General features: G+C 50.7%; 19 protein-coding genes and 2 tRNA genes. 10 read left to right on the forward strand and 11 right to left on the reverse strand.

The window, feature by feature from the left end:
* Positions 1 to 54 precede the first annotated feature (54 nt).
* The 3 genes from phnC to phnE (CRO57_RS08160) are packed head-to-tail and all read left to right on the forward strand — an operon-like array spanning position 55 to position 2,446.
* Positions 55 to 828: a phosphonate ABC transporter ATP-binding protein gene (gene phnC / locus CRO57_RS08150; RefSeq protein WP_097152772.1), complete on the forward strand. Its 774-nt coding sequence runs from the start codon at positions 55 to 57 to the stop codon at positions 826 to 828.
* Positions 825 to 1,649, forward strand: a complete 825-nt coding sequence (gene phnE / locus CRO57_RS08155; RefSeq protein ID WP_244580032.1) for a phosphonate ABC transporter, permease protein PhnE — start codon at positions 825 to 827, stop codon at positions 1,647 to 1,649. The genes phnC and phnE (CRO57_RS08155) overlap by 4 nt, the downstream gene beginning before the upstream one ends.
* Positions 1,646 to 2,446 (forward strand): phosphonate ABC transporter, permease protein PhnE, encoded by an 801-nt coding sequence (gene phnE, locus CRO57_RS08160; RefSeq protein ID WP_170955993.1) that lies wholly within the window; start codon positions 1,646 to 1,648, stop codon positions 2,444 to 2,446. Before phnE (CRO57_RS08155) ends, phnE (CRO57_RS08160) begins: the two co-directional genes overlap by 4 nt.
* 203 nt (positions 2,447 to 2,649) lie before the next feature.
* Here phnE (CRO57_RS08160) and CRO57_RS08165 read toward each other — a convergent pair.
* From CRO57_RS08165 to dapA, 4 genes are all read right to left on the reverse strand, one after another.
* A tRNA-Met gene (locus CRO57_RS08165) sits at positions 2,650 to 2,726 on the reverse strand.
* 83 nt (positions 2,727 to 2,809) lie between these two features.
* Positions 2,810 to 2,886, reverse strand: a tRNA-Met gene (locus CRO57_RS08170).
* 172 nt (positions 2,887 to 3,058) lie between these two features.
* Entirely contained in the window at positions 3,059 to 3,538 is a 480-nt protein-coding gene (smpB, locus tag CRO57_RS08175; protein ID WP_097152774.1) for an SsrA-binding protein SmpB, read from the reverse strand.
* 18 nt (positions 3,539 to 3,556) lie between these two features.
* The gene (dapA, locus tag CRO57_RS08180; RefSeq protein WP_097152775.1) at positions 3,557 to 4,432 is read right to left on the reverse strand and encodes a 4-hydroxy-tetrahydrodipicolinate synthase; all 876 of its coding nucleotides are present in this window, start codon (positions 4,430 to 4,432) and stop codon (positions 3,557 to 3,559) included.
* A 262-nt stretch (positions 4,433 to 4,694) separates the two neighbouring features.
* Between dapA and CRO57_RS08185 the strand changes: the two genes are divergently transcribed.
* The 3 genes from CRO57_RS08185 to bluB all read left to right on the forward strand — a co-directional run bounded on the left by CRO57_RS08185 (position 4,695) and on the right by bluB (position 8,705).
* The gene (locus tag CRO57_RS08185) at positions 4,695 to 6,938 is read left to right on the forward strand and encodes a lytic transglycosylase domain-containing protein (RefSeq protein ID WP_170955994.1); all 2,244 of its coding nucleotides are present in this window, start codon (positions 4,695 to 4,697) and stop codon (positions 6,936 to 6,938) included.
* Positions 6,939 to 7,081: 143 nt separating this feature from the next.
* Complete coding sequence (locus CRO57_RS08190) at positions 7,082 to 8,032, forward strand: alpha/beta fold hydrolase (RefSeq protein ID WP_097152777.1); 951 nt, start codon at positions 7,082 to 7,084, stop codon at positions 8,030 to 8,032.
* A 16-nt stretch (positions 8,033 to 8,048) separates the two neighbouring features.
* Positions 8,049 to 8,705, forward strand: a complete 657-nt coding sequence (gene bluB, locus CRO57_RS08195; RefSeq protein WP_097152778.1) for a 5,6-dimethylbenzimidazole synthase — start codon at positions 8,049 to 8,051, stop codon at positions 8,703 to 8,705.
* A gap of 22 nt (positions 8,706 to 8,727) precedes the next feature.
* Here the strand turns inward: bluB and CRO57_RS08200 are convergent, their stop codons facing one another.
* Positions 8,728 to 9,120, reverse strand: coding sequence for a hypothetical protein (locus CRO57_RS08200; protein WP_097152779.1), 393 nt, complete (start codon positions 9,118 to 9,120; stop codon positions 8,728 to 8,730).
* Positions 9,121 to 9,140: 20 nt separating this feature from the next.
* Complete coding sequence (gene hmuQ, locus CRO57_RS08205; RefSeq protein WP_097152780.1) at positions 9,141 to 9,458, reverse strand: heme-degrading protein HmuQ; 318 nt, start codon at positions 9,456 to 9,458, stop codon at positions 9,141 to 9,143.
* Positions 9,459 to 9,655: 197 nt separating this feature from the next.
* Between hmuQ and CRO57_RS08210 the strand changes: the two genes are divergently transcribed.
* The 4 genes from CRO57_RS08210 to CRO57_RS08225 all read left to right on the forward strand — a co-directional run bounded on the left by CRO57_RS08210 (position 9,656) and on the right by CRO57_RS08225 (position 13,142).
* The gene (locus tag CRO57_RS08210) at positions 9,656 to 10,303 is read left to right on the forward strand and encodes a GntR family transcriptional regulator (protein ID WP_210200786.1); all 648 of its coding nucleotides are present in this window, start codon (positions 9,656 to 9,658) and stop codon (positions 10,301 to 10,303) included.
* 85 nt (positions 10,304 to 10,388) lie between these two features.
* Positions 10,389 to 11,423, forward strand: coding sequence for an ABC transporter substrate-binding protein (locus CRO57_RS08215; protein ID WP_097152781.1), 1,035 nt, complete (start codon positions 10,389 to 10,391; stop codon positions 11,421 to 11,423).
* A 92-nt stretch (positions 11,424 to 11,515) separates the two neighbouring features.
* Positions 11,516 to 12,283, forward strand: a complete 768-nt coding sequence (locus tag CRO57_RS08220) for an ABC transporter ATP-binding protein (protein ID WP_097152782.1) — start codon at positions 11,516 to 11,518, stop codon at positions 12,281 to 12,283.
* Positions 12,276 to 13,142, forward strand: coding sequence for an ABC transporter permease (locus tag CRO57_RS08225; RefSeq protein WP_097152783.1), 867 nt, complete (start codon positions 12,276 to 12,278; stop codon positions 13,140 to 13,142). Before CRO57_RS08220 ends, CRO57_RS08225 begins: the two co-directional genes overlap by 8 nt.
* A 69-nt stretch (positions 13,143 to 13,211) precedes the next feature.
* On the opposite strand, the gene CRO57_RS08230 is transcribed toward CRO57_RS08225, so the two are convergent.
* The 5 genes from CRO57_RS08230 to CRO57_RS08250 form a co-directional block, all read right to left on the reverse strand.
* Positions 13,212 to 14,828, reverse strand: coding sequence for a GMC family oxidoreductase (locus CRO57_RS08230; RefSeq protein WP_097152784.1), 1,617 nt, complete (start codon positions 14,826 to 14,828; stop codon positions 13,212 to 13,214).
* Positions 14,829 to 15,048: 220 nt separating this feature from the next.
* The gene (locus CRO57_RS08235; RefSeq protein ID WP_097152785.1) at positions 15,049 to 15,894 is read right to left on the reverse strand and encodes an ABC transporter ATP-binding protein; all 846 of its coding nucleotides are present in this window, start codon (positions 15,892 to 15,894) and stop codon (positions 15,049 to 15,051) included.
* Positions 15,891 to 16,760, reverse strand: a complete 870-nt coding sequence (locus CRO57_RS08240) for an ABC transporter ATP-binding protein (RefSeq protein ID WP_097152786.1) — start codon at positions 16,758 to 16,760, stop codon at positions 15,891 to 15,893. Before CRO57_RS08240 ends, CRO57_RS08235 begins: the two co-directional genes overlap by 4 nt.
* Before the next feature lie 14 nt (positions 16,761 to 16,774).
* On the reverse strand, positions 16,775 to 17,674 hold the full coding sequence (locus CRO57_RS08245; protein WP_097152787.1) for an ABC transporter permease subunit: 900 nt from the start codon (positions 17,672 to 17,674) through the stop codon (positions 16,775 to 16,777).
* A gap of 14 nt (positions 17,675 to 17,688) precedes the next feature.
* Positions 17,689 to 18,696 (reverse strand): ABC transporter permease subunit, encoded by a 1,008-nt coding sequence (locus CRO57_RS08250; RefSeq protein WP_097152788.1) that lies wholly within the window; start codon positions 18,694 to 18,696, stop codon positions 17,689 to 17,691.
* Between the last annotated feature and the right edge of the window lie 268 nt (positions 18,697 to 18,964).

Raw genomic sequence — 18,964 nt, forward strand, 5'->3', positions numbered from 1 at the left:
TCTCCCTCGCCGCCCCGTTTCCCCACGAGGCGGCTTTTAATTGATGGCGAAAAAATGCTGGAAATCAAAAACTTACAAAAAAGCTACGGGAAAGGTGCGCCTGTCCTCAAAGATCTGAACCTGACTGTCAGGGGAGAACAGGTCCTTTCTGTTATCGGATCTTCTGGCGCAGGTAAAAGCACACTTCTTCGCTGCATCAATCGGCTCGTTGAACCGACATCAGGCACCATCACCCTGAATGGGACCGACTTCACCACCCTGACCAAGAAGGAACTCAGAGTGGAACGCCGCCGGATCGGCATGATCTTTCAAAGCTTCAATCTGGTCGACCGCCTGACAGTGATGGAAAATATCCAGTCCGGCCGATTGGGATATATTTCCACCTGGGCCGCACTTACACGCAGATATCCCAAGGAAGATATTCGTAAGGCTTATCAATTGATGGAACGAGTGGGCATCGCTCACTATGCAAACAAGCGTGCGGACGAATTATCTGGAGGTGAACGTCAACGTGTCGGTGTCGTCCGTGCTCTGATGCAACGCCCGGAAATTTTGCTTGCCGATGAGCCGACAGCATCCCTCGATCCTAAAACCTCCGAACAGATCATGGCACTGCTGCGAAGCCTTGCTGAAGAATTGGATCTTCCCGTCATCATCAATATTCACAACGTGACCGAAGCCAAGGAATACAGCGATCGCATAGTAGGCATGCGTTACGGCAAGATTATCTTTGACGATTTACCCGATGCCCTCGACAAGGAACAGATGGACGAAATCTATTCCGGAACTCCAGCAGAAGATCGTCAGACGATGGGAGCAGCAGCATGAGTGCAATGTCCAAGTCAGGGGACAGCACTCCGGTCGTAACAGATCACTGGAAAAAGCCTCCCTTCATTGAGAACCCGATCATTCGATATGGAGTGATGCTGGCTGTCTTTGCCTATCTTTCCATCACTTTGCTCACTCTGCCAATTGATTGGCAAAGAGCAGCAGAAGGCCTTGAGCGAGCCTCTAGAATTTTCGGAGGGGCATTCCCACCAAGTTTCGAGCGTTCAGGCCTGCTGATCAAAGGATTTCTGGAAAGCTTCAAGATTGCGATTTTGGCAAGTGTAGGCGGTGTCTTACTTTCCGTCCCCCTTGCCTTCATGGCCGCAAAAAACATTGCCCCCAAAAGCATTTATCTGTTGGGGCGTGGCATCATCATCGTAGCCCGCAGCTTCCATCCGGTCATCGTTGCCATTCTTTTTGTAAAAGCAGTTGGTTTCGGCCCTCTGGCTGGCGTTCTCACGCTCGTCGTCTATTCAATCGGATTCGTTGCCAAGCTTTTGGCCGAACGCATCGAGGAAATCGACTTTGGTCAGGTAGAGGCGCTCAAATCAGCTGGCGCGTCATTCATTGCAACGGTTGCCTACGCAATCCTGCCCCAGATCATGCCCCGTCTGGTTGGACTTGGCATCTATCAGCTGGATAGCAACTTACGCGCATCTGCCGTTGTCGGAATTGTCGGCGCGGGTGGTATCGGCGCAACCCTTGCAAATGCCTTTGGTCGCTACGACTATGACTTTGCTCTGGCAATCACCATGGTCATTGTCGGCGTGATCCTGATCTCCGAAGCCTTCAGTGGCGTAATCAGAAAGCGGATATCATGAGCGAGCACATACTTCAGGATAGCTGGGCACGTTACACACCTGTACAACGCTTTCAACGCTTCGCAGCCTATGCGGCAACCGCCCTGATCGTTTCATGGGCGCTTTCAAGTCTGGATATCGTCTGGGCCTGGGTTTGGGATGCTCCCGAACAGGTTTGGGATCTGCTAGACCGCATGATTCCACCAGATCCGACCAACCTGCCCTCCATTCTTGAAGCGATCTGGCAAACCATCAATATCGCGACAATTGCGACAGCCTTCGCGATCATCATTTCGCTTCCTGTGGCGCTGATTGCAGCTCAGAACACGACACCAAATAGGGCAACACTCTGGCTGGGGCGTTTCATTCTGGTTTCATCCCGCTCGGTCAATACACTGATCTGGGCACTACTCTTTGTTGCAATCTTCGGACCCGGGATCATTGCAGGTATCGTCGCCATCATGTTCCGCTCAATCGGATTCTTGGGCAAACTATTGGGGGAAGCGATCGAGGAGATCGATCCAAAACCGATTGAAGCCCTCACCGCCTGCGGCGCCTCAAGACTGAAGGTGATACTCTATGGTATTGTCCCGCAAGTCGCCCCCGCCTTCTTCGCTGTTGCGATCTTGCGATGGGACATCAATCTGCGTGAATCGACCGTTTTGGGATTGGTTGGCGCAGGTGGGATCGGCGTGATCCTGCAGGGATCAATTGATACCTTTAATTGGCCCGAAACCTCCATGGTTCTGCTCACCATTTTGGCATTGGTCATCTTTGGGGAATTTGTCTCCTCAAAGCTACGCGGCAAGATCCTTTAAAAGTCAAAGCCAGGATATCAAATTATCCTGGCCTTTTTTCCTACGCTCGGACTTTATTCTGTTGGTTCAAGCGAAACGATCAGGAAAACGCTAATATTGCACGCATCAACAGACATCATCCTCAATAGATCAAAAATCTCGCTACAGTTCCAACAAACAACAAAGTGTGTTGGCTATCTTTATATCATGTATAGGGAAAAGATTGGTTGCGGGGGCAGGATTCGAACCTGCGACCTTCAGGTTATGAGCCTGACGAGCTACCGGGCTGCTCCACCCCGCGTCACCATGCGCGTATCGCGCCAAACATTCAATGGAACCAATATGCTCCCTAACAGAAGCGCGTCAAGACAGCTATCTTGAATTTGGTTGCGGGGGCAGGATTCGAACCTGCGACCTTCAGGTTATGAGCCTGACGAGCTACCGGGCTGCTCCACCCCGCGTCATTGAAGTGTCATCTTTATAGAAGCATTTTTTTGAAATGCCAGATGAAAATCACCTTTGTCCCCTCTTTTTCAAAAGAAGGATTTTTTGCAGTAAATTGAATGAACTGCCTTTGAACAGGAGACGGCAGATATTCGCCTCTTCTCTTGATCATATCACATTTTGATGGAATTAACCGCGTTCGCGCATTAGGCGAGCCTTGTCACGCTGCCAGTCGCGTTTCTTGGCATCCTGACGCTTGTCATAAGCTTTTTTACCGCGGCAGACAGCGACAGCAAGCTTGGCAATGCCTTTATCATTAAAATACATCTTGAGCGGAACAATGGTCATGCCATCCCGTTGAACAGCATTGACCATCTTGTGGATCTCGCGCTTGTGCAAAAGCAGTTTACGTGGACGCCGCGGATTATGATTAAAGCGATTGCCCTGTACATATTCCTCAATATGGGAATTGATCAGGACAATCTCGCCATTTTCCTCAGAGGCATAAGACTCGGCGATATTGGCTTTGCCTGTACGCAGGCTTTTGACCTCGGTGCCGGTTAGTTGCAAACCGGCCTCGACCACTTCACCAATCTCGTAATTATGTCTTGCCTTCCGATTTTCCGCGACGACACGGTTATTCGGATCTTGTTTCTTTTTCTTAGCCATAGGCCACAAATAGGCCGATTACATCAGACCTGCAAGCTTCATTGCAGATTCGATCTCAGCTTTCACCGGATCTGTTGCTGTCATCATCGGCAAACGGATCTCATTTGCTACTTTGCCAAGCAAGGATAGGCCATATTTGGCTCCTGCCGGAGATGGCTCCATGAACATGGCTTTGTGCAATGGAGACAGAATATCATGCAATTCCAAAGCCTGATCCCAGTTACCCTGACTACAGGCTGCCTGGAAGCGCGAACAGAGCGCAGGTGCCACATTGGCTGTCACCGAGATGCAGCCATGACCACCTTGAGCATTGTAGCCAAGGGCGGTGCCATCTTCACCAGAAAGCTGAATGAACTCAGTCCCCATGGACAAACGCTGCTGTGTTACGCGAGCCAGATCTGCCGTTGCATCCTTCACACCAACGATATTGCTAAAATCCTCATAGAGACGCGTCATGGTCTCGACACTCATATCAATGATGGAGCGCGGAGGAATATTATAGATGATGATCGGAACAGAAACCGATTCAGCAATGGCCTTGAAATGCTGATACAGGCCTTCTTGGCTTGGCTTGTTATAATATGGGGTCACAACCAGAACGCCATCAGCACCAGCTTTCTCAGCATGCTGGGCCAGATCAATCGCTTCCAGGGTGTTATTCGAACCAGCACCGGCCAGTACAGGCACACGTTTGTCGGCAACCTTCAGGCAGGCTTCCACAACCTTTTTATGTTCATCATGACTCAAAGTTGGCGATTCACCCGTGGTACCGACTGGTACCAGCACATTTGTGCCCTCATTGATCTGCCAATCAACAAACGACTCAAAGGCTGAATAATCCACAGCCCCATCGCGAAATGGCGTAACAAGAGCAGTACAGGACCCTTTGAACATCCCCGTTTTCCTTTGCAATTGGATTGCATTTCCTATTGAAGCAATCCGAAAATCCGGCAATTTGCCGAAAATTTATAACAATATGCCAAATTACCACTAATTTCCGGCAAAATGACGAACACTTGGCGACATAACACCATGTTTCTCAATCAGATGCAAGAAAGCAGACAAGGAACACAATGCTAAGGCTATGTTCACCATAATTATGCAAGATTCGTGGCTTAATTCGGTGAAGCATCCACAATCAACAATATTAGCTGATATGAAAAAGTCTCTTAACACCCTTGCCTATGCATCTGTGTTTTCTATGTTGGTGCCCGGTCTGGCCCTGGCACAGGCCATACCATTGCCCAAACCACGCCCAGGTCCTTCCATCAGCTATACACCTGCACCCACGACGAGCAATTCGTCAATAGGGGCTGTGATTGATGGCACCCAAAATAGCGTTGCATCTTTTCCGCAAAACTTGAGAATTTTGCCCAAAACAAAGCCTGGTCTGGCCCCATTGCAGCAATCTACTGCTCCAGCCGTCGCAGCAGTGACACAGGTTGCAACACCCGCCGCACAGACTGCAATACTTCCAAAAGTAACAACAACCAACAATGGCATTGCCGCCCAGAGAGGCAGCTTGAAGCAAGCTCTGGATGCCCTGTCACGCAAGAAATCGAAAACCGCACTGGCCATTCATAAGGGCATGAAGCGTTCCTTGGACCGGGTGATCCTGACCTATATCCTGACCATAGGCGGGTATCGAGGTCTCCCTGCATCCGAGATAAAGGCCTTTTATGACCGCAAGCGCCAATGGCCAAGTCGCTCTCTGGTTGCAAAACGCATTGAAGAAGCAGTGACGCGCCAAACCCCGTCAGGCCGTGCAACGGCAAGAGCTTTCGGATCCAGCATCCCCAAGTCCACGACTGCTGGCATTGAGGTCGCTATTTCCCACGTCAAAAGCGGCAACAAGAAGCAAGCGGCCAAGATCATTCGCCCGATCTGGCGCTCCAATAAGCTATCAAGCAAGCTGGAAAAGCGGATCTTGTCCAATCTAGGCTCAGTTCTTTCTCGTTCTGATCACAAGGCCCGTGCCGACTATATGCTTTACCGGGAACGTGCAAACGGTGCCCTACGCATGAAGCGCTATCTGACCAAGGGTCAAGGTGCTTTGGTGGATGCACGTATCGCTGTAATCCGTCGCCATAAAAGCGCAAAATCAAAACTGAACGCGGTTCCCTCTTCCTTGCGAAAAGACCCAGGATATATCTTCTCCAAGATCCAGTATCTACGACGTACCGGACAAGAGAATGCTGCAGCCAATCTGATGCTCAAGGCGCCACGCGACGTTTCCAAGCTGGTCAATCATCGAGAATGGTGGATCGAACGTCGACTGTTATCCCGCATCATGCTCAATAAAGGAAATGCCAAAACCGCCTATAGCATCGCCGCACGCCATACTGCGCAGCGTCACAAAGACATCTCGGAAGCCGAGTTTCATGCCGGTTTCTTTGCCCTTCGCTATATGAACAACCCCAAAACAGCGGCTGTCCATTTTGAGCGCAGTTGGCAGCAAGCAAAGCGCAAGCGCGATAAATCACGTGGTCTCTATTGGCAGGGACGTTCATGGGAAGCTGTCGGCAATCGCAATAACGCTACAAAATTCTACAAGGCAGCCGCAAATCCAACCGTTTATTACGGACAACTGGCACTCGAAGAATTAGGCCAGAAGACCTTGCGTCTCTCCAGCCCTCCAAAAGCAACAGCACAGCAAAAAACCGCCTTCAATGGCCGCGAGTTGGTGCAAGCTGTCAAGCGCTTGAAACAGGTCGGACATGCCAAACGTGCTGGCCCTATCTTGCGTCATCTGGCACGCAGCCTACCAAATATTTCCGAGATCGCCCTCACCCACCAACTGGCACAGAGCTATGGTCTGCATCAGAATGCAGTCCAGATTGGTCAGATTGCACTCTCCCGTGGCATGCCGGCTGATACCTTGGCATTCCCGCTGAATGTCATCCCGCGTTCCGCCAAAACCAACGGCGTCGACATCGCCATGATCTATGCACTGGCAAAACAGGAAAGTGTCTTCAATATTGCAGCAGTTTCCAGCGCCAATGCCCGTGGCTTCATGCAAATGCTGCCTGCAACGGCCAAGCGCACCGCCAAGAAAATGGGTGTCCGCTTTTCAAAAGCCAAAATGACAACGGATGCCAAATATATCATCAATCTGGGCAGCTACCACCTCAAAGGCCTGCTTGATCGCTTCAACGGCTCTTATATCATGACGTTCGCAGCTTACAATGCTGGTGCCGGACGTCCCCCTCAATGGGTCAAGCGCTTTGGAGATCCACGCTCACGTCGCACAAGTGCCATCGATTGGGTGGAACGCATTCCATTCACCGAAACCCGGGATTATGTTAAAAAGCTGACCGAAAATTTACAGATCTATGAAGCTCGCATTCATGGTCGCAAACTTGATATCAGCAAGGACCTCAAACGTGGCCGACCGGACTGATTTCATTTCTCATTGCATTTGCCAAAAGAACCAGTTCAGCCCTGCTTGGCAGGGCTGAGAAATACAGATAGTCTCCTCCCGTCTGCGATTTGCTATCATTTGGCATCTCGCTATTGCTGGCAAAGTCACAAGGACAAGACCCAATGAGCCTCAATGAGACCGTCGAGACAGATCTCAACGTCCATCACTTCGAATTCACGGCCACGGACGGCCTCAATTTGCGAGGCGAAATATTTGGTGAACGTCTCAGTAAAAATCTTCCGGTTTTTTGCCTCCCTGGTCTTACGCGAAATGCCAAGGATTTTCATCCTTTGGCAGAACGACTCGCCCGGGATCCCGACAATCCGCGTCTTGTCCTGATTTTGAATAGCCGTGGGCGTGGCACATCAGACTACGATTCCAATTCTGCCAATTATGATATCCTCACCGAAGCCAATGATGCATTGCATGCTCTTGCTGCTGCAGGACTGGAAGAAGCAATCTTCATTGGAACCTCGCGTGGGGGGCTTTTGACCATGGCTATCGCAGCTTTACGCCCCGGTGTGATAGCAGGTGCGGTTCTCAACGACATTGGGCCAGTAATCAACGCTCAGGGTCTGGCAAGGATCAAAACCTATCTTAGCAAGGCGAAGCCTGTCACCAGTTGGGATGATGCAATCACCTATATCAAAGAAGCCAATTTCGGCATGTTCCCGGCATTATCGGAGGAGCAATGGCAAGCTTTCGCCCATATGACCTTCAAGGAGGAGAATGGTAAACCCGTCCGCGACTTTGATATCGCCATAGCCAAAGCCATTGATGCAGTGGATCTCAGCCAACCACTACCAGATGCATGGCCCCAATTTCTCGCTATGTCACATGCGCCGGTGTTGGTTCTGCGCGGTGAAAAGTCCGATATCCTGGCCAGAGAGACCGCAAAAGCAATGACAAAGCGGCACCCGGACTGCAAGTTGATTGAAATAGAAGGTCAAGGACATGCCCCAATGTTCCTTGTCGATAGCCTGAACGAGCAGATCGCACAGGAGCTCGCCAAAATGGACAAAAAACATGCTCAAAGGCTGGCTCGAGCAGAGCCTGAAAGCGATCACTCCTAGTAGCGGCAGGCAAACAATGGATCAAAAATTAGTCACATATCCGCATTTTGATCAGGCTTTCAGAGAAAAATTTGAAGACTTGTTACGCTGGCGCAGAGATATTCGTCACTTTGAGCAAACGTCTGTCGACCCAAGATTGATCCAGTCCTGCCTGACCATGGCCAATCTCGCCCCTTCTGTCGGCCTCAGTCAACCTTGGCGTTTTGTGGAGCTGGAAAATCCCGCACGGCGAACAAAAGTCATACGATCCTTCGAAAAATGCAATGCGAGCGCCCTTCAAGCCTATGAAGGTGAAAAACGGCATCTTTATACCAGCCTGAAACTGGAAGGTCTCCGTCAGGCTCCCGTTCAATTCGCTGTCTTTTGCGATGAAAGAACATCCAAGGGCGATGGCCTCGGCAAACAATCCATGCCGGAGATGCTAAACTATTCAGTCGTCACCGCCATATACAGCTTCTGGCTTGCCGCTCGCGCTCATGGTCTGGGAGTAGGCTGGGTGTCAATTCTCGAACCAAGTGAAATCCGAGAAGCCTGCGATGTTCCGGACCATTGGTCTCTTATCGCCTATCTCTGTGTGGGTTGGCCTGCCCTTGATCCCAACATCAGCCCTGAACTGGAACGAAGGGGTTGGGAAAATCGCCAACCCCACCCAGATTTCTACAAGAAGCTTTGAGCGATCAGCGTGTCCCAAACTGCTACCTATCAGCGGCGGCAGTTCCTCGGTCACTCATGAGCGTCAAACCGAATAGTGCTGCCAGACCCAATTCTGTGCTGATCGCCAGCAAGATACCCAGCCCGGCAATTCCATAGCTCAACTCCCACAATCCGAGCAATGCAAGCCCCGTCAGCATGACAATGCTACCTTTCGCAACACCATTGCGCATGGAGCTTGCTGATAAGTCTCGAACAGCCCAATAAAGCCCTGATAAGCCGATAAACAAAAATCCTGCCCGGCGAGCCATCAATATGGACTCTGGGACAGCTTCGATACCAAACAGCCAGTGGATAAGACTTGGCACCACAAGAAGACACAGCGCCAATATGGTGCAGATTGCTGCGATTAGGATACATAACAGTCGATAGGACATTTCTCTTCCCATTGTATATTTCAGGCTGAGATGGACAGCCCTTCAACCGCGTCGAAACCCTCGAATTGCGGCGGTCCCGCATAACCTACCGTTGGCTTGGCCCGGCTATGGGACTCCTTGAATTGCCGCGATTTGGTCCAGGCTACAAAGCTTTCTTCATTCCGCCAAATCGCATGGGAAGCATAGAGGACATAGCCATCACTTTCAGATCCCTTTAAAAGATCAAAATGTACAAAGCCGTCAAAATCCAGCAACTTGCTATCACGGCTGCGCCAAATCTCTTCAAAGGCTGCCTCGTCTCCCACCTTCACTCGGAACCGATTCATCGCCACAAACATGATCCATTACTCCCATAGTCCAAAAATATTCATATACATAGCTAGTAATTTGACATGTCGATAAAGTCCACACAAAGAACGACTCAAAACCATAAAGTGCATTGACACATTCGTTGCAACCAAGCACATAATTCCCTTGCACTTGTCAATCAAGTCGATAAAAATATTGGAGATTTTTTTCAATTTTGGAGATTGCCTTGTTCGGACGGCAAAAAGAAGAATCTGCAACAGTTGTCAATCTCCTGGCCGATCAGGTCAGGCGCGATATCTCCTTTGGTGTTCTACCACCAGATACAAAACTGAAGATCGAAGAGCTGCGTGGTCGTTATGGTGGTTCGGCCCATAGCCTTCGCGAAGCCTTGCGTCTTCTTTCCAATGAAGGTTTGGTTGAAGCAACCGCACAACGTGGCTTCCGGGTCAGTTCCGCCACACTGGACGACCAACAAGATATCATGCGCTTGCGCCGAGAGATTGAAACAACCGGTCTACGTTGGGCTATGGAACACGGCGATCTGCAGTGGGAAGGCCGCATCATGGCCGCGCAGCATGCCTTGAAAGCCATCACCACACAATTGCAACAGGATCCGACTGGTTTTGCGCTGGATTGGGATGAAGCCAACCGCCATTTCCATGCAACTTTGATCGAAGCAAGCCGGTCTCCACGTCTGATGGAAATTCAAAACAGCCTGTTCGAGCAAAGCCGCCGATTCCGTTTGGCAGCCTTACGTGAAAGCCAGATCGATTTTGAAGCAACACTCACCGTCATCAACGAGCTCGTCGCCGCCATATTGACGAAGCAGGAAACTGAAGCCGTCAACATTCTTCAGAAGCTTATCATTCACTAGAACTGGCAAGAGTCACCTATGCCAGCCTCATCAAAACTGATTGATTGAATACGAACCAAAGATAATCCAATTTGGGAGGATATCCATGTTCACTATCTCACGCAGAAAAGTTGCCAGCCTTCTGGTTGGCGGCGCTATCGCAGCCAGCAGCTTCGCAGCAACAGCATCTCTCGCTCAAGCAGCTGACAAGATCACCGTCGGCGCCCTGCGCTTCACCTCACATTCCGCAAGCTTTGTCGCCTTTGAGCGCGATTATTTCAAAGATCAGGGGCTGGATGTCGAGTTCAAGTTCTTCCAGGCAGCTCAACCTATGGCCGTTGCCATTGCATCCGGCGACGTGGATTTTGGTGTTACTGCTATTTCCGGTGGCCTGATCAATCTGGCAGAAAAAGGCGCGATCAAGGTAATCGGCGGTGCTTTACACGAGGAGCAAGGCATTGATGGTCAGATGATTCTGGCTTCCAAAAAAGCCTTTGACGCAGGCCTGAAGACACCTGCAGATCTGAAAGGCCACAGCTATGGCATCACCCAGGCTGGCTCCTCCTTCCATTACATGGCGCACAAAATCGCACAAAAAGAGGGCTTTGCCGGATCTGAGATCAAGGTCAAGCCACTGCAGAAAGTCGGTGCTATCATCGGTGCTCTGAAATCCGAGCAGATCGACGCCTGGTCCATCGTACCGCATATCGCCAAAGGCCTTGCAAAAGCACCAACCGTCGAGCTGATCGGTAAAGTCGCTGACTATATCCCTGATTATCAGGTCACCACTGTCTTCACCTCTGCCAAGAATGCAGCTGAGAAGAAAGAATTGGTCAAGAAGTTCCTCACTGCTTTCTCAAAAGGCGCTGATGACTTCAATGCTGCTCTGGTAGACAAAACCGCTGGCGATCAAGCTGCAGAAGACATGGTCAAGCTGATCCACAAATATGTCTACACTTCTCGCCCATATGAGAAGGCAGCTCCATCCATCCGCAATGGTGCGATGCGCATCAACAAGGATGCCAAGCTAAATGTGACCAATGTGAAAGATCAGCTGTCCTGGTTCCAGTCAGAAGGTCTGGTTTCCAAAGACATCACCATCGATATGCTTATTGATGACAGCTTTGTAGAAACCTACTAAGCCACGCAAATTCAGCAATTGGGGGATCTGGCACATCCAGATCCCCCTTTTCAATCCCCGCTTACAGGCCCCAAGGGCCGGAGGTACAGGATATGGATCTGCACCTTGAAGGTATTTCCCATACTTACGGCGATATCAAGGTTCTGGAAGATATCAACCTGACGATCAATGACGGCGAAATCGTCTGCATCGTTGGCCCATCTGGCTGCGGCAAATCCACTCTTTTGCGCTTCATCGGTGGTCTGGAACGACCCGATAAAGGCCAGGTTCTGCAAATGGGTCACCCCCCGGTGGATAGTCTCAATCCGCTGACCTACATCTTTCAGGATTTTGCACTTCTGCCTTGGCGAAGCGTTCGCGGCAATATCTCTCTCGTTTTGGAGGATCACGGGATAAAAGGTAAAAAAGCCGACCCCATTATCTCTGATGTCTTGGCCCGAACCAACCTGAGCGAGTTTGCCAAGGCCTATCCTCGACAGCTTTCCGGCGGCATGAAACAGCGTGTAGCCATTGCCCGTGCTCTGGCAGTCCGTCCGGCTGTCATGCTGATGGACGAGCCACTCTCCGCTCTGGATAGTCAAACCCGCGAACTGCTGATGGATGATCTGATTGATTTGTGGGAGCGAGATCGTTTCACCGCTTGTTACGTCACCCATAACCTCAATGAAGCAGTTCGTCTGGGACACAAAATCGTGGTTCTTTCGCGTCGACCGGGTAAAATTCGAGAAATCGTCGACATTGACCTCCCCCTAAATCAACGCAAAGATCATTCCGAACTTCTGGATCAAAAGCAAAAACAACTCTGGTCCATCATGCGAGAAGAAGCCCGCGCAGCGGATAAGGAACTGGTCCATGGCTAATATTAGTACGATCCAAGCAAAAGCCAAGGATAAGGCAACCACACCTCAACCAATCCCCCTTGTAAAAAATGACCCCATCAAAGCCAAAGTTCCTTTTCGTGGTGGTGGGTTCCAGCCAAAATCTCTGGGCCTTCTCAGCCCAATTGTTTTCATCACACTCATCAGTTTATGGGAAGTTGGCTCCAGAACCGGCTTCATTTCCAATCTGGTCCTACCAGCCCCTTCAGAAGCATTTGAGGCCTTCATGCAGCTTGCTCGCTCTGGCATGCTCTGGACACATCTTTCAGCTTCCTTGCAGCGCCTGCTGATTGGCTGGTCATTAGGGAGCATGCTCGGCATTTTTGTCGGCCTGCTTATCGGCCTGTCATCCGTTGCACGTGCCGGTCTCTCTCCTCTTGTCTCTGCAATCTTCCCAATCCCGAAGATTGCTCTTCTACCGCTTTTCATCATCTGGTTTGGCATCGGCGAAGGCTCCAAAGTCGCCACTATCCTGTTCGGCACTTTCTTTCCGACCGTTATTGCCACCTATGGCGGGGTCGATAATGTGGATCGCAATCTCATTCGCATGGGCCAATCCTTTGGTCTCTCCAAATCATCCATTGTCCGCAAAATCATCCTGCCGGGGGCCCTGCCCGCGATTCTGTCCGGCTGTCGGATCTCTGCATCCATCGCCATCATCTTGTTGGTCGCCGCCGAGATGATCGGTGCAGAATTTGGCATCGGCGCCTATATCCTGTTGGCAGGCAGTCTCTTTGCACCTGACCAGTTGATTGCAGGTGTCGCCATGCTCTCCATCATGGGCCTGTGTTTTGCCTGGCTCATCGGCAGAGCGGAGAAATTCTTCCTGTCATGGCGTTAACATCAAATAAAAACGAAAAAAGCGGCTCCCTGTAATAAGCGAGCCGTTTTTTTCGATCAGATATTTCGATTATTGATTATCGGCCAAGATCATGTCTGATGCTTTTTCGGCAATCATTACGACAGGAGCATGAGTGTTGCCGGAGGTAATCATCGGCATGATGGATGCATCCACCACCCGAAGTCCCTCCAATCCATGAACCTTGAGGCGCTTATCGACTACAGCCATAGGATCATCGCCCATTTTTGCCGTCCCGCAAGGGTGAAAAATGGTCGTTCCAACATCACCCGCGGCTTTGAGCAAATCCTCATCACTCCGATAAACAAGCCCGGGTTTGATTTCCTCTGGCTCATATTGCGACATGGTCGAAGTCGCCATGAGCTTGCGCGCATGACGAAGTGACTCGATCGCAACCTGCTTATCCATTTCTGCACTTAAATAGTTTGGCGCAATGATGGGAGCGTCATAGGGATCGCTAGAACGCAGGCTAAGTGTTCCTCTGCTTTCTGGGCGCAAATTACACACAGAGACCGTGATCGCCGGGAAGTCATGCAAGGGATCACCAAACTTGTCCAGAGACAATGGTTGCACGTGATATTCAATATTCGGCGTCGCCACTTGATCATTGGATTTGGTGAAAATGCCAAGCTGGCTCGGCGCCATGGCCATGGGACCTGAGCGCTTCATGGCATATTCCAGCGCTATCATGGCCTTTCCCCAAAGGCTTTTCTGCCGTTCATTCAGCGTTAGCGCGCCTTGGATCTTGAAGATGGTACGCAGCTGCAAATGATCCATGAGATTGGCACCAACCCCTTCCAGATTGTATGTCATCTGGATGTTATGCTTGGCCAACTCAGCCACAGGTCCAATACCAGAGAGCTGCATAATTTGTGGCGATCCAATCGCACCTGCTGCCAGCAGGACTTCACGACCAGCATGAAGGACAGACGGCCGTCCCTGCACACTCAGCTCCAACCCGGTCACCTTGTTGCCCTCCAGAAGCAACTTCTCAGCATGGGCATGCTTCATAATCGTCAGATTGGAACGATCTTTGACCGGATGCAAAAAGGCATCAGCTGATGACCAGCGTACTCCACCCTTCTGGTTCACCTCGAAATAGGCCGAACCATCATTGAATCCATCATTGGGATCTTCCGCCTTGGGAATACCCATCTCGGAAGCAGCCTCACGCACAGCATCCAGAATATCCCAACTCAAGCGCTGATGTTCGACCCGCAATTCACCATCCTGATTATGCAGCTCGTCTTTTCGCGTTTGATGGCTCTCGGATTTCAGGAAATAGGGAAGCACGTCATCCCACCCCCAACCATCATTGCCCATCTGACGCCAACCATCATAATCAGCGCTTTGGCCGCGCATATAGATCATGCCATTGATAGAGGAGCAGCCCCCCAGAACCTTGCCACGAGGATAGATCAGCTCACGGCCATTCAAGCCTGCATCTGCCTCAGTCTTGAAACACCAGTCAGTACGAGGGTTATTGATACAATAGAGATAGCCAACAGGAATACGCACCCAGTGATAGGCATCAGAACCACCAGCCTCGAGCAGCAGAACCTTATTCCTTGGATCTGCACTCAACCGATTGGCCAGCACACAGCCGGCGGAACCGGCGCCAACGATCACATAATCCCATGTTCCCAATTCTTGCCGATCATCAGCCATTCCATTCCCCCAGACTTGTCTTTCCCGTCGGCCTTACCAGCCGATCCAAACATTGTGGTAAAGACTATAGCCACGCATGGTGGACATCACCATATCCCCTTTGGAACACCAGTTGCGCAAAATGATCGCACTTGGCGCTGAGTACCAATCCAAAAAGAAAAACCCGCTATGGATCATTCCATAGCGGGTCTCACACTTCATCATAAAACCATTCGCTGGCTTAGCTTGCTTTTTTACGGGCAGCCATACGCGCACGGATGGAATCCAGTCCAGTATGTGGCGTCGCCGACAGCAGTGTTTTGGTATAATCATGCTGAGGATTATCAAACACCTTATCCCGGCTGCCATTCTCTACAATTTCGCCGAAATACATCACCATCACCCGATCCGCCAGATAGCGAACAACTGACAGATCATGCGAGATGAACAGGTAGGAGAGGTTGAACTCGTCCTGTAGATCTTTCAGCAGATTGAGGATCTGTGCCTGAATGGACAAATCCAGTGCAGAGACCGGTTCATCCAGCACCAGGATCTTCGGGTTCAGCATCAGGGCGCGGCCAATGGCGATACGCTGACGCTGACCACCTGAGAACATATGCGGATAACGACCGAAATGCTCCGGCTGCAAACCAACCTTCAGCAGCATTTCCATCGCACGATCACGGCGTTCACCTGCAGACATCTCACTATGGTTGATGACCAGAGGCTCCTCCAGAACCGCTCCAACCTTCTGACGAGGATTGAGAGAACCATATGGGTTCTGGAACACGATCTGCACTGTACGGCGCATCTCTTCGGTCACAGTCTGGTGAGCGATATCAATATCTTGACCACCAATAGTCAACTGACCAGAGGTCTGGGCATCAATCAATGTCAGAATGCGTGCAAGGGTCGACTTACCGCAGCCGGATTCCCCAACCAAAGCCAGCGTTTCACCTGCATGCAGATCGAAATCAATGCCTTTAAGCGCCCGAACGGTTTCGGTTTTACCAAACAAACCAGCTTTGGACACATAGTCACGAGTAATGCCACGCACACTCAGGACAGGATCTTTTGTCTCATTCATGATGCATTGGCCTCATCTGATTTGGAAAACCCACTGCCATTCTCTTGCGCAAAATCGCTCACAGTTGGCAAACGATCACCGGTCGCATGTTCCGGCAAAGCAGATAGCAAGGCCTTTGTATAAGGATGGCTTGGCGCTTCGAACAGCTCCAACACACCTGCCTCTTCCATCTGCTCACCGTTATATTGCACGACAACACGGTCAGCAGTCTCTGCCACAACACCCATGTCATGGGTGATCATGATCAGAGCCATGTCGCTCTTCTGCTGAATGTCCATGAGCAAATCCAAAATCTGCTTCTGAATGGTCACATCCAACGCAGTGGTTGGTTCATCAGCAATCAGCAGTTTGGGCTGACAGGCAATCGCCATGGCAATCATCACACGTTGACATTGGCCACCTGACATTTGATGTGGGAAGCTGGAGAGGCGCTTCTCTGGATCAGGGATACCAACCGCCTCGAAGAGTTCAATAGCACGCTGACGAGCCTGCTTACGATCCATGTCCAAATGAGTTCTCAGCACTTCACCAATCTGGAAACCGACGGTAAAGCAGGGATTAAGACTGGCAATTGGCTCCTGAAAAATCATGGAGATGTCTTTACCAATCACCTGCCGCCGCTCTTTGGATGTCAGTTTGGTCAGATCGCGACCATCAAACTCCATGATATCGGCTTTGACCGTCGCGGAATCAGGAAGCAAACCCATGGTCGCCAGCATGGCAACGGATTTGCCGGAACCGGACTCACCAACAATGGCTAGAACCTCACCTGCTTTGACATCGTAATTGACGCCTTTCAAAGCCCGAAACTGACCTGTAGCAGTGGCAAATTCAACGGTCAGGTTGCGAATTTTCAATAATGACATATCACATCCCTCCCTTATGAACGCTTCAGTTTCGGGTCAAGCGCATCGCGCAGACCGTCACCGATCAGGTTGATGGCTAGCACTGTGACCAGGATGGAAATACCCGGGAAGGTCACAACCCACCAGGCACGCAGAATGAACTCACGCGCCTCAGCCAGCATGGTGCCCCATTCCGGGGTTGGTGGCTGCGCGCCCATTCCAAGGAAACCAAGGGCTGCTGCATCCAGAATCGCATTCGAGAAGGACAATGTCGCCTGCACGATAAGCGGAGCAGTACAGTTAGGCAGAATGGTCAAGAACATCAGCCGCAAGGAACCTGCACCGGCTACACGAGCAGCAACCACATATTCACGTTCCCGCTCTGCCATGACCGCGGCGCGGGTCAGTCGCACAAAATGGGGCTGCAAGACGATGGCAATTGCGATCATAGCGTTGACAAGGCCAGGGCCAAGAACAGCCACCAGAACCAAAGCCAACAGCAAGCTTGGGAAAGCAAGGATCACATCCATCACGCGCATGATGATTGTATCCGTGCGACCACCATAAAAACCGGCAATCAGACCGAGAACGATACCACCGGTCAGTGCGATGGTCACAACCACAACACCGACGAACAGCGAGAAACGAGAGCCCATGATCAGGCGAGACAGAATATCGCGACCAACGGCATCCGTTCCGAGCATATAAGTGGTGGATCCACCATCTTCCCAGAATGGAGGCAACAACAGCGCATCACGATATTGATGATTGGCTTCATGCGGTGCCAGCAATGGTGCCAACAAAGCAATTGCAACAAGAGTGAGGAACACACACAGGCCGATCACGGCACCGCGGTTCTCACTGAAATAGTACCAGAACTCCTTCAGCACAGCCTTGGTCGACTGTCGGGAGACTTCATTGATTGTATCAGACATATCTATATTCCCGATCAGTGATGGCGAATGCGTGGGTTGATGAAGCCATAGAGCAGGTCAACCGTGAGGTTAACTACCATGACCACCACAGCAATCAGCAACAAACCGCCCTGCACCACCTGGTAGTCACGACGGAAGATGCTATCGACCATCCATTTGCCAATGCCCGGCCAGGAAAAAATGGTCTCTGTCAGGATCGCACCCGCCAGCATCACACCAACCTGCAAGCCGATGGTCGTGATCACAGGGATCAAGGCATTGCGTAGCGCATGCATGCCAATCACGCGGAAACGAGACAAGCCCTTGGCTCGTGCGGTCCGGACATAATCCTCACCCAGCACTTCCAGCATCGCCGAACGTGTTTGACGAGCAATCACAGCAAGTGGGATCGTCGCCAACACAATGGATGGCAGGATCAAATGTGAGACCGCAGATTGAAATGCGCCTTCTTCTCCGGACAAAAGAGAGTCGATCAGCATAAAGCCCGTCACAGACTCAAAATAGAACATCACGGAAATTCGGCCAGAAACCGGTGTCCAACCAAGCCAGCCCGAGAAGACGATAATGGCAAGCAAGGCCCACCAGAAAATCGGCATGGAATACCCAACCAGAGCTGACGTCATCACGGTATGGTCAAAGACGGATCCGCGTTTCACAGCCGCAATAACACCTGCAGGTATACCAATACTGACCGCAATGATAATCGCAACCAGGGACAATTCCAGGGTTGCAGGGAACAGAGCGAAGAACTCATCCCACACTGGTTTGCGGGTCACGGTGGAGATTCCAAAATCTCCCTGAAACAAGCCGAAGAGATAGTCGAAATATTGCTCATAGATTGGGCGATCAAAGCCGAACGATTTTTGCAATTCTGCATAGCGCTCTGGAGAAATTCCACGCTCACCCACCAACAGCAAGATAGGATCACCTGGCAGCAAGCGAATAAAGAAAAATGCCACCAGTGTCACGCCGATAAAGGTGGGAAGCAGCATCCCGACCCGACGCAATAGGAAACCAAACATGGTTATTGTCAGTCCATTTTTTGGGGAGACAGCGGATTTAGCTGATCAATCCCGATCATTTATCGCATTTCAAGCATCATGCCGTACCCCACAGCTGACCTTGAAAATTCGGGCTCTTCTAACCGCGAACAAGACCTTTGTCTAGAATCTTCTACCTGCATTTCAAATTGGCAAAATTCATTCACAAAACCAATCCAGCAAGATCTGACAAAATTGGCCGTCTCAACAGCTCTTGGATAAGCAGGCTGGTTTTCTCATCAGAAAAACT

It is taken from the genome of Cohaesibacter gelatinilyticus, assembly GCF_900215605.1.
GTDB lineage: Bacteria > Pseudomonadota > Alphaproteobacteria > Rhizobiales > Cohaesibacteraceae > Cohaesibacter > Cohaesibacter gelatinilyticus.